The organism is Dokdonella sp. (assembly GCF_035703485.1).
Lineage (GTDB): Bacteria > Pseudomonadota > Gammaproteobacteria > Xanthomonadales > Rhodanobacteraceae > Dokdonella.
The window spans coordinates 1-9,362 of the sequence record NZ_DASSYD010000187.1; the positions used below are offsets into that span (position 1 = coordinate 1).

Annotated in this window: 13 protein-coding genes; 6 read left to right on the forward strand and 7 right to left on the reverse strand. The window is 57.8% G+C overall.

The features are described 5' to 3' along the window. Both VFN25_RS14280 and VFN25_RS14285 read left to right on the forward strand, forming a co-directional pair. Nucleotides 1–571: zinc-binding dehydrogenase (locus VFN25_RS14280; protein ID WP_325143059.1), on the forward strand; the 571-nt coding region annotated here is incomplete at its 5' end. Nucleotides 572–637: 66 nt separating this feature from the next. Next, nucleotides 638–1,132: a CIA30 family protein gene (locus VFN25_RS14285; RefSeq protein ID WP_325143061.1), complete on the forward strand. Its 495-nt coding sequence runs from the start codon at nucleotides 638–640 to the stop codon at nucleotides 1,130–1,132. Nucleotides 1,133–1,144: 12 nt separating this feature from the next. On the opposite strand, the gene VFN25_RS14290 is transcribed toward VFN25_RS14285, so the two are convergent. The 5 genes from VFN25_RS14290 to VFN25_RS14310 all read right to left on the reverse strand — a co-directional run bounded on the left by VFN25_RS14290 (nucleotide 1,145) and on the right by VFN25_RS14310 (nucleotide 4,539). Beyond that, a complete protein-coding gene (locus VFN25_RS14290; RefSeq protein WP_325143062.1) occupies nucleotides 1,145–1,606 on the reverse strand; it encodes a PaaI family thioesterase in 462 nt (153 codons plus the stop codon). Between the two features lie 264 nt (nucleotides 1,607–1,870). Then, the gene (locus VFN25_RS14295; RefSeq protein ID WP_325143064.1) at nucleotides 1,871–3,175 is read right to left on the reverse strand and encodes an RNA polymerase sigma factor; all 1,305 of its coding nucleotides are present in this window, start codon (nucleotides 3,173–3,175) and stop codon (nucleotides 1,871–1,873) included. A gap of 62 nt (nucleotides 3,176–3,237) precedes the next feature. After that, on the reverse strand, nucleotides 3,238–3,645 hold the full coding sequence (locus VFN25_RS14300) for a VOC family protein (RefSeq protein WP_325143066.1): 408 nt from the start codon (nucleotides 3,643–3,645) through the stop codon (nucleotides 3,238–3,240). Between the two features lie 40 nt (nucleotides 3,646–3,685). After that, on the reverse strand, nucleotides 3,686–4,093 hold the full coding sequence (locus VFN25_RS14305; protein WP_325143068.1) for a VOC family protein: 408 nt from the start codon (nucleotides 4,091–4,093) through the stop codon (nucleotides 3,686–3,688). A gap of 26 nt (nucleotides 4,094–4,119) precedes the next feature. After that, nucleotides 4,120–4,539 carry a YciI family protein gene (locus tag VFN25_RS14310; protein WP_325143070.1) on the reverse strand — a complete coding sequence of 140 codons (420 nt, stop codon included), beginning with the start codon at nucleotides 4,537–4,539 and terminating at the stop codon, nucleotides 4,120–4,122. 160 nt (nucleotides 4,540–4,699) lie between these two features. Here VFN25_RS14310 and VFN25_RS14315 point away from each other — a divergent pair, with 160 nt between their 5' ends. Both VFN25_RS14315 and VFN25_RS14320 read left to right on the forward strand, forming a co-directional pair. Then, on the forward strand, nucleotides 4,700–5,095 hold the full coding sequence (locus VFN25_RS14315; protein ID WP_325143072.1) for a YciI family protein: 396 nt from the start codon (nucleotides 4,700–4,702) through the stop codon (nucleotides 5,093–5,095). A 120-nt stretch (nucleotides 5,096–5,215) separates the two neighbouring features. Next, nucleotides 5,216–5,572 (forward strand): DUF1428 domain-containing protein, encoded by a 357-nt coding sequence (locus VFN25_RS14320; protein WP_325143074.1) that lies wholly within the window; start codon nucleotides 5,216–5,218, stop codon nucleotides 5,570–5,572. 133 nt (nucleotides 5,573–5,705) lie between these two features. On the opposite strand, the gene VFN25_RS14325 is transcribed toward VFN25_RS14320, so the two are convergent. After that, nucleotides 5,706–6,446 carry a transposase gene (locus VFN25_RS14325; RefSeq protein ID WP_414648971.1) on the reverse strand — a complete coding sequence of 247 codons (741 nt, stop codon included), beginning with the start codon at nucleotides 6,444–6,446 and terminating at the stop codon, nucleotides 5,706–5,708. 33 nt (nucleotides 6,447–6,479) lie between these two features. Between VFN25_RS14325 and VFN25_RS14330 the strand changes: the two genes are divergently transcribed. After that, nucleotides 6,480–7,490 (forward strand): RHS repeat-associated core domain-containing protein, encoded by a 1,011-nt coding sequence (locus tag VFN25_RS14330; protein ID WP_325143079.1) that lies wholly within the window; start codon nucleotides 6,480–6,482, stop codon nucleotides 7,488–7,490. A 12-nt stretch (nucleotides 7,491–7,502) separates the two neighbouring features. Next, nucleotides 7,503–7,934, forward strand: coding sequence for a hypothetical protein (locus VFN25_RS14335; protein WP_325143081.1), 432 nt, complete (start codon nucleotides 7,503–7,505; stop codon nucleotides 7,932–7,934). Between the two features lie 318 nt (nucleotides 7,935–8,252). Here VFN25_RS14335 and VFN25_RS14340 read toward each other — a convergent pair whose 3' ends face one another. Then, nucleotides 8,253–9,236, reverse strand: coding sequence for a hypothetical protein (locus VFN25_RS14340; RefSeq protein WP_325143083.1), 984 nt, complete (start codon nucleotides 9,234–9,236; stop codon nucleotides 8,253–8,255). Nucleotides 9,237–9,362 lie beyond the last annotated feature (126 nt).

Consider the following 9,362-nt stretch of genomic DNA (forward strand, 5'->3'; position numbering starts at 1 on the left):
GGTGGCGGCGGCCAGCGGCGCGGTTGGTTCCGTGGTCGGCCAGATTGCCAAGCTCAAGGGCTGTCGTGTGGTCGGCGTCGCCGGTGGTGAGAAGAAGTGCCGCTACGTCGTCGATGAGCTCGGCTTCGATGCGTGCATCGACCATCATGCTGCGGACTTCGCGGCTCAGCTCAAGGCCACCTGCGGTGACGGCATTGATGTCTACTTCGAAAGCGTCGGCGGCGCGGTGTTCGATGCGGTGTTGCCGCTGCTGAATGCGAAGGCCCGCATTCCCCTGTGCGGACTGATTGCCCACTACAACGACACTCAACTCCCACCCGGTCCGGATCGGCTCGGGCTGCTGACGCGCACGCTGCTGACCAAACGCATCAAGATGCAGGGCTTCATCATCTTTGATGATTACGGCGATCGCTACGGCGAGTTCTTCACGCAGATGAGCGAATGGTTCAAGCAGGGCCGGATCAAGTTCCGCGAAGATATCGTCGAAGGACTGGAGAACGCACCGACGGCCTTCATCGGACTGCTTGAGGGCAAGAATTTCGGCAAGCTCGTGGTGCGCGTCGCCGATTAGGAAAAGTCGGCGGCGACATGGCACATGCATCAGCAACCGACTCTTTCTGAACAACAGGAAAGACCGATGCAAACACTCTTCGATTTCCAGTCCGCCGCGTCCGCGTCCCACTGGGTCGCCGTCAATGACGTTGTCATGGGCGGCGAATCATTGGGCCGTGTCGAAATCACCGGGGGCAAACTGAGATTCAGCGGTTCGCTGTCGCTCGCGAACAACGGCGGATTCGCCTCCGCGCGTGCTCGCGAGCAGCATTTCGACTTCAGCGATTTCCGGCATGTGCTGATGCGGGTGCGCGGTGATGGTCGTCACTATCAATTGCGGCTGGCAACGGACGCCAGGCATCGTGGCATCACTGTTTCCTACGGCGCTCCGTTTGCAACAACAGCCGGAGAGTGGATCATCGTACGCATCGGGCTGGATTCATTGACCGCGAGCGTGCGCGGCACATCGCTGGACGGACCACCACTCGATGTCTCCAGCATCCGCGAAATCGGACTGCTGATTAATGACAAGGCTGCCGGAAGCTTTTCGCTGGAAGTCGACTGGATCGCCGTGGAGTAGCGTGATGGACGCCTACCAGCGGTGGTAAGCGGGATGGCCTTCCTTGACCGCCATGAATTTCCCGATGCAGCGGTCACAGACCTTGTCGCCGGCGAGCAATTCGCCTTCGACAGTAACCACGTCATCCGTCGATTCGATCACGCGTGCAACCAGCCGCAGCGTCTGGTCCGTCGGCGTCGGACGCCGCAGCTTGATCGCATACTCCATCGTCACCGTGCACGGCGGCGTGTCCGTGCCGAGACGGTTCATCAGATGCCAGGCCGCGGTCCAGTTGCAATGACAGTCGAGCAAGGTGCCGATGATGCCGCCGTTGAGCACGCCCGGAAACGCTTCGTGGTATTGCTCGGGAGTGAACTCGGCAACGACTTCATCGCCTCTCGGAAAGCTCTTGATACGCAGTCCGCGCTCATTGGCCGGACCACAACCGAAGCAGGCGTTGTGCGGCGCGTAGGTATCTTGCAGGCCTTTTTCCATGCCGACCATCATGCGTCAGCCAATCACACAAAAAAAGGGGACGGAGGAATTATTTGTTTGAATTTCATCGAAACCGCAGCGGCGTTCTTTGAATGATGAATGATTCCTCCGCACCATACGTTCCGAAAAAGGCATAGCCAGCTCGTTGAGAAGCCCGCGAGCTGATCGGGACAGGATAGTGAAACAATCAGCGCTGGGGCTCGAATGGATGCGCACTCACGCCCTGCCTCTTTGTTCTGCGTTCTGCTGTAAGACCGGAGCAATTCAAACAGAAAATTCCTCCGTCCCCTTTTTCCCGCGACAAGCCTGTGCGCGAGCCTGCAATACTGCGCGTTCACGTTCATTGCCGGTGAGGGATGCTGCCAACTCGAACGCGTCAGCCGCTTCCTCCAGGCGACCCAATTGCTGCAACAATTCCCCGCGCACCGCCGACAGAGGTGCGTAACCGGATAGCTGCCGTGTGTCAGCCAGGGCATCGACGATGCTGAGTCCGGCGTCGGGGCCTTGCACCCGACTTACCGCCACAGCACGGTTGAGTTCAACCACCGGCGAGGGCATCACCTGCACAAGCTGCGCATACAAGGCGGCAATCTGCGGCCAATCCGTGTCCTGCATGCGCAGCGCACGTGCGTGGCACGCTGCGATCGCGGCTTGCAGCGCATAGGCACCGCGTGCACCACCCAGGCGTAGCGTTCGATCCAGCGCAGCCAGTCCGCGTTGAATCTGCAGGCGATCCCAGCGCGCGCGATTCTGTTCGGGCAACAGGATCGGCGTGCCGTCCGTCTCGGTGCGCGCGGCTATCCGTGAAGCCTGCAATTCCATCAGGGCGAGCAGACCGAAGACCCCGGATTCGCTGGGCAGCAGACTCGCCAACACGCGCGCCAACCGCAATGCTTCCTCGCACAGGGCCGGGCGCATCCAGTCTTCACCGCTGGTCGCGGCGTAGCCTTCGTTGAAGACCAGATAGAGCACTTCCAGCACGGCGTCGAGGCGCTCGGGCAGCTCGGCCTTGCGCGGCACCTCGAACGCCACCGATGCCTTCGTCAGCGTGCGCTTGGCGCGCACGATGCGCTGTGCCACGGTCGACTCGCTTTGCAGAAACGCGCGGGCGATTTCCGGCGTGCTCAATCCACCGAGCAGGCGCAGGGTCAGCGCGACCCGGGATTCCATCGACAGCACCGGATGGCAGGCGACGAACAACAGGCGCAGCAAGTCATCGCCGATTTCGTCGTCGACTTTGTCCGGGGCCTGGTCACCCTGCATGTCGGCTCCGTGCAGATCCAGCTCGATACCGAATTCATCCCGCTTGCGCGCATGCAAGGCGCGTTGGCGCAGGTGATCAATGGAGCGATGTCTGGCTGCGGTCATCAGCCACGCTGCGGGGTTGTCCGGCAAGCCGTCGCGCGACCAGTGCTCCAGCGCACCCAGCAACACGTCCTGCGCCAGCTCCTCGGCGGTGTCGATATTGCCAGTCATGCGTGCGATGTGCGCCAGCAATCGTGGCGATTCCATTCGCCATAGCGTGTCCAGGGTTCGATGAATCGCGTCGTGGTGGGTCGTTGCCATCATCGTCGCCGATCACATCACCGCCGACAGCTTGGCGCAAGCCTGCCGGTTGCGGTCACGCTGACTCATGACGTCGGCATCTGTGCCTCATCCATCCAGAACACTTCCCACTGGTGTCCGTCCGGGTCCGCGAAGCCGTGCTGGTACATGAAACCATAGTCCCTGGCCTCGACCGTCGGGTCGGCGCCAGCGGCAAGGGCCTTGGTCATGAACTCGTGGACTTGCGCACGACTGTCCAGCGACAGGGCCAGCAATGTCTCGGTGCTGGCGCGTGCATCGGCAATGGGTTTCTTTGTAAACCCGGCGAAGAAGTCTTCGACCAGCAGCATCACGCTGGTGCGTTCATTGATGATCAGACAGGCGGCATTTTCGTTGGTGAATTTCGGATTGAACGAGAACCCCAGCGTGTCAAAGAAATCGACAGAGCGCTCAAGGTCTTTCACCGGCAGATTGACATACAGGTTGCGAGGCATGGAAATGTCCTGGGCTGGATGTGCTGGATCGGGGAGTGGGTTACGCGGTCGGCAGCCTGCAATTGATCATCCACGGCTGGCCATAGCGGTCGTCGAACATGCCGAAGCGCGGTGACCACGCCGTCTCCGCCAGCGGCATCCTGATCAGCCCGCCTTCGCACATCATGGCGAACACGCGCTCGGCTTCCGCAATGCTGTCGACCTCGATGTTGACCGAGGTCGTGGCCTGGCCATCGGGGTTTTCCATGGCGTCAGCGCCCATGATCGACGCGTCGCCAACCCGCAGGTGGACGTTGGCGACCAGCGGCCGCATCGGCTCGGGGACATCCGGCCCCATGTCGCCATAGGTCGCGGTCGAGACAATCTCGCCGCGCAGGGCCTGCGCATAGAACGCGAACGCCTCACGGCACTTTCCCTCGCGAAACATCAGGTACGGAATCAGTTGCATGGCGTCGCTCCTTCGGGGTTGTTGATTCAACGGCCAAGTCGCTCGCGCAAGCGATCTTCCTGTTCGCGCAGTTCGGGGGTGAATTCATCGCCAAAATCAGCCGCTTCGAAAATAGGGCGAATCTCGATTTCGGATGGACCGGACATCGGATTCGGGCAACGCTTGACCCATTCGATGGCTTCCTCGAGCGAGCGAACCTGCCACAACCAGAACCCGGCAACCAGCTCACGGGTCTCGGTAAACGGGCCGTCGATCACCCGTCGCTGCGCACCATCGAAGGCGACGCGCGCACCGCGTGAACTCGGATGCAGGCCCTCGCCCGCCAACATCACCCCGGCATTGACCAACTCCTCGTTGAATTTACCCATCGCTTCCAGCAACGCTTGACTGGGCATGACGCCAGCCTCGGACTCTTCGGTGGCTTTCACCATCACCATGACCTTCATTTCATTCTCCTGTTGGCGCCGCGTTCTGGCCGCTTGCAAGGATGATGACGAACGAGCGCATCCGGAATCGACATGCACATGAGAAACTTTTCCTGGCCCTGTTTGAGTGCAATGCCGACAGCGGGCATCATCGACACTTCCTTGCAATGCGGAGCCCGCGATGCAGTTCCTGACCCTGATCCATATCGATCCCGGCCTGCTCGCCGAAGTCCCGGAGGCCGAATACGACCGTCTCATGCGCGGTTGTTTCGAGAAAGCCGATGCTCTTCAGCAAGACGGCTGCCTGCAGGGTTCGCAGCAGTTGGAAAACCCCGACACCGCCAAGACCCTGCGGGTTCGCAACGGCATCAGCCGTGTCACCGATGGTCCGTTCGCCGAAACACGTGAGTTCCTGGCCGGCTTCAATCTGATCGAAGCCGATTCGATGGATCGAGCGATGGAGATCGCCCGGCAATTTCCATGGGCGCGCTTCGGTAGTATCGAAGTCCGCCCGGTGCGCGACATCCAGACGGTGCGAGAGCACGTCGGCGCAAAGCGGCCGCCCAACGGCGAATAAAGGAAACGGAATTTCGGGGCAGAGGGTCAATACCTCAGCGCCATGTCGATTTCGCCCGCCGTTGTTCGTCGGTAGTGCAAGGCCGCCATTTTGGTTGCCATTGCCGCCGAGGAAACTGTCATGTCCTATGTCGATGGATTCGTGATCGCCGTACCCAGCGCCAACCATGAGGCGTTTATCAAGCACGCCAATACCCTAGACGTCATCTTTCTGGAATTCGGTGCCACGCGGGTGCTGGAGTGCTGGGGTGACGACGTGCCCGAAGGCAAGCTCACCGATTTCCGCCGCGCCGTGCAGGCCGGACAGGATGAAACCGTGGTGTTCTCCTGGGTGGAATGGCCCGACAAGGCCACCCGCGATACGGCCATGGAAAAATTCATGAAAGATCCGCGGATGGAGGCCGCCGGCGATTGTCCCTTCGATGGCAAACGCATGATCTTTGGCGGCTTTGTGCCAGTCGTGAAGCTGCCAGCGTAGTCACGCCCTGCAATGCCCGGGCCAACGGAGTGGAGTTTCAGACCACAGTTTGTGGGTCATCCGTACGTTTGACGTACTACCGATATAAAGCGGCTTATCTCAAGAGAAGATCGCCGGATAGTATATTGATGTACTACGCTCTCGCGATCCGACTTACTGATGCGTAATGCAACCCAAAGTGAGCACCAATCTGGCGCAAAGTGAACTGCCCGGTAGCGTAGGCCGCGCGAATCGCGTCGTCACGATTCTCTGCTGAACGCTCAATCGTCTTCAAACTCCGCCACTGCCGTTGCCGCTTGGGTACCTCGCTCGAAACCTTGCCCGCTTTGGCCGTCACTGCGCTGACAAAGGCTTCGCCACCCAGAAATACCTGATTGATCACATGCTCTGTCGGGTCCTCCGTGCCAAGACCTTGAGCCACGAATCGGTTGTATGCCCGCCGCGCCTGGCCTGTCTCTGCGCCAAACAGCGACAGTAGCGATCCGCACTCCAGTGAATCGAATGGCTTTGCTTTTCCCATCACCGCACGGTGGCTACTCCAAGGCCAATCGCCCGCCTGCCCCACCATTCCCGCACGCACCGGATTCAGCACCAAATAGCGGCTCAGTTCCAGCAGATAGACATCCTTCTCGACCAGCAAGGCCTTGAAGCGCCCCTGGAACAGGTGTCCGACTTGACCGTGTCGGCGATTGAAAGCTTGCGTGTAAACCCCGTTCAATTCGCGCATGCCACGACTGAGATTGGCCTTCGGCGTTTCGACCAGCAAGTGATAGTGATTGTCCATCAAGCAGTAGGCCCACACCCGCCATTCGAAGCGGTCGGCAACCGAACCCAGCACGTCCACCCACGCTCGCCGATCCTCATCGTCGACCACGATGGGTGCCCACGCGTTACCCCGCGACATCACATGATGCACGGCTCCTTCGTACTCAATGCGAAGCGGTCTGGCCATTGGTTAAAACTAGGCGTATTGACGGTATGTGTCAATACAAGACCTGACCCTTTCTTACGTTTGAATGGGCGGGTTTATGACTATGAGTTGGGACGGTTCCTGAGTGTGGATCCGGTGATTCAGTTTCCGACTAGTACGCAGTCGATGAATCCTTACAGCTACATCATGAATAATCCGTTGAGTGGGAGGGATCCGACGGGGTATACGTACAATAGTGATCGTGATCCAAGATCAATCGGGCATGGGCTTCAAATCATCGGTGTCGCTGAGGTTACTGGACCATTTGAAAATGGTGCTGATGAAGGATCGGGGCCAAAGGGAAGCGCGTCGGTTCCAACTAGTGGGCGCAGTTCGGACATTGGCGCGAAGCCGCTTGATATTGGGAAAGGTGTGCAAATTGCGTATGCAACTAAAGACCCAAAAAATTATGACATGATTGATGCCGGGTTAGACCGCGTGCGAGATGTGGCGAAGAACAGTAGGGACCTAACTGATGGGGAACGGGTGCGAATCGAGAATGCCGCCAATGCCTACGGATTTCGAGGCGAACCGGGTGTTGAGGTAGATTTCAACGACAACTTAACTGGAGGAACCGGCGCTGTAACCAAGCGTAATAGCGATGGAACAGAGACGGTAACGTTCCCCAGTTCTGGAACCATTCCCCTTCCCCGAACCGCGAAATCACTCAACTCACAGTCGATAGTCCATGAAGGACAGCACCTTATCGACGGTAAAGCGCTAGGAAGGGGGTTGGGTACGCCGGAAGAAAGGTTAGATACAGAAATAAACGCATACACCGTGCAGGCTATGTATCAGAAAGGCGCATTCGAGCCCAGCAGTCTTAAAAATGATCCCATGTGGCTCCCGAGCATCGGGTACAATTATGACAATATCTTTAAGCATGCGAAAAAATCAGTCGATACAGCCTGTTCAACCGCATCAGCATCAAACGATCCATCATGTTAATAGGTGACGAAGATGACGTTGAGAATCCTTTTCCCCATAGGCATAGCGATCATTCTATCCTTGGTATTTGATCTGCCTGCCCAAGCCTATGAAATTATGGATAGTGATAATACTACCTTTTGTGTTGTAGCAAAAAACCCGGAATTGTATGAAGGCAAGGTAGTTGTAATGAAAGTGCAGGCAAAAGAAGCAGGGGTCGAATACGGCATAATTTTAGTTAGCGCGGAGTGCCCAGGCAGAGGCATATTTGTAGAAGCCGGAAGCAAGTTTCTAGAAAACAAAGATTTCATGACTTTTATGCGAAAAATGTATCCGAGATTCCCAGATGACGACGAATATACGGACGAAGTTGCGGAAGCTCGCGTCAAGGGAAAAATTGTCAGATTGGAAAATCACGATCTTCTTATGACCTACCTGCAGTTGCAGGAGATTGAAGTTGAATGAAAAATCAAAGGGGTCAGAGTGAGCCACCCCTGATTTCTCGGACCCCTACCTACAACGGGGACACCTACTATTTGATTTTCAACTTCGTCAACTGTCAACTTCTCAACTTCGACTGGGACACCCACTATTTGAATTAGCCAACCCATGCGGGGTTGGGTGCTCGTGGTGATTTCCTGAGGGTGGACTGAATTCAGGTGGATCGAATTCTGGTGTTTCGATGTCCCCGACCGCGCTATTCGCCGTATTGCGGGTCTTCGCCCAGAGAGGAGGCATGCGCTTTTCTCGGGTCGCCCGATTTCACGCAACGCGAGGTTTGAATCAGCCTGCTTGTATTCGCAGCAATGCCTGTGCGCTGCCAATTCCCTTGAGCCAAGATTGCCCGATGGCCGCTGCTTTCGCGATCAATGATTGAGCGGTTCCGATGGCTCGCCAGTAGGTTGTCTCCGTGCCAAGCATTTGCTGATGCCATTGATGCTCAGTCAGACCGAGTTTGCGAAGAATTGGTGGTTCGGTCGCTTCGATATGGCCACGTTTGTCGGCGCGGGTGAGTCGTGCGGTCCAATCGATCAGATCGATGTAGTCCTCGGTGGTGATGGGCAGGAAATCGGGCGATAGGCAGGTGTTGATCGAAGCCAGCGACCGCCTGGCCATCCCGGGATTCAAGCGAATTGCAGAGATGCGTTTGACTGCGCTGGTATGGACGGAGGATTCCAGGTTCTCGGCAATACCCGCTCGAATCGGATTCAGATCGACGTAGCTCATGCAGGAGAGCACGGCGGCTTCGTCAAGGAGGGCTTGGCACTTATAGCGTCCCTCCCAGAAACGGCCGGTGCAAGCGTCCTCCTGATTCGCACGCCGTGCAATCGGCTCGTTGAGGCTGCGCATGAACCACGACAGGCTGCCCAGCCGCTGGCGGCAAACAGCAACACGTTCGGCATTGCCGTGCAGGGCTTGTTCCTTCAGTCGACAGGCTTCTGGATCAATGTCGCCATCGACCCTACCCGGGAACAGGCGGATCCAGCGAGTCGCGACTTCTTCATCGGACCACGTTGCGGCAGCACCCGGATCGATGCGCATCACAACATGCAAATGGTTGCTCATCACTGCATAGGCAAACAGGCCAACCGCGTAGATTTCTGCCAGCTCCAACAGCCGTTGCTCGACCCATTCGCGCCGATGCTCGTAGGACTTGCCGTTGTAGGGATCGACGCCACATAACCATGCCCGCCGCACGCATCGGGAGATGCAGTGAAAGAAGCCGGGCGACTCTGGATCAACGAGATGGCTGCGGGCTGATGTCATGCACGAAGCGTGACGGGGCAGGAATCCGTTGTCTGTAGGAAATCGCTGACAGAAGGGGTAGGAAATTGTCGGGATTGTGGATGTCCCGGTCTTGCCCGGTCTTGGATAGTGGATGTCCCGGTCTTG

Bases quoted from the DNA above. Each gene is read 5' to 3' on its own strand.
- VFN25_RS14285 (WP_325143061.1), top strand. From the start codon at position 638: ATGCAAACACTCTTCGATTTCCAGTCCGCCGCGTCCGCGTCCCACTGG.
- VFN25_RS14290 (WP_325143062.1), bottom strand. From the start codon at position 1,606: ATGGAAAAAGGCCTGCAAGATACCTACGCGCCGCACAACGCCTGCTTC.
- VFN25_RS14295 (WP_325143064.1), bottom strand. From the start codon at position 3,175: ATGATGGCAACGACCCACCACGACGCGATTCATCGAACCCTGGACACG.
- VFN25_RS14300 (WP_325143066.1), bottom strand. From the start codon at position 3,645: ATGCCTCGCAACCTGTATGTCAATCTGCCGGTGAAAGACCTTGAGCGC.
- VFN25_RS14305 (WP_325143068.1), bottom strand. From the start codon at position 4,093: ATGCAACTGATTCCGTACCTGATGTTTCGCGAGGGAAAGTGCCGTGAG.
- VFN25_RS14310 (WP_325143070.1), bottom strand. From the start codon at position 4,539: ATGAAGGTCATGGTGATGGTGAAAGCCACCGAAGAGTCCGAGGCTGGC.
- VFN25_RS14315 (WP_325143072.1), top strand. From the start codon at position 4,700: ATGCAGTTCCTGACCCTGATCCATATCGATCCCGGCCTGCTCGCCGAA.
- VFN25_RS14320 (WP_325143074.1), top strand. From the start codon at position 5,216: ATGTCCTATGTCGATGGATTCGTGATCGCCGTACCCAGCGCCAACCAT.
- VFN25_RS14330 (WP_325143079.1), top strand. From the start codon at position 6,480: ATGATGCACGGCTCCTTCGTACTCAATGCGAAGCGGTCTGGCCATTGG.
- VFN25_RS14335 (WP_325143081.1), top strand. From the start codon at position 7,503: ATGACGTTGAGAATCCTTTTCCCCATAGGCATAGCGATCATTCTATCC.
- VFN25_RS14340 (WP_325143083.1), bottom strand. From the start codon at position 9,236: ATGACATCAGCCCGCAGCCATCTCGTTGATCCAGAGTCGCCCGGCTTC.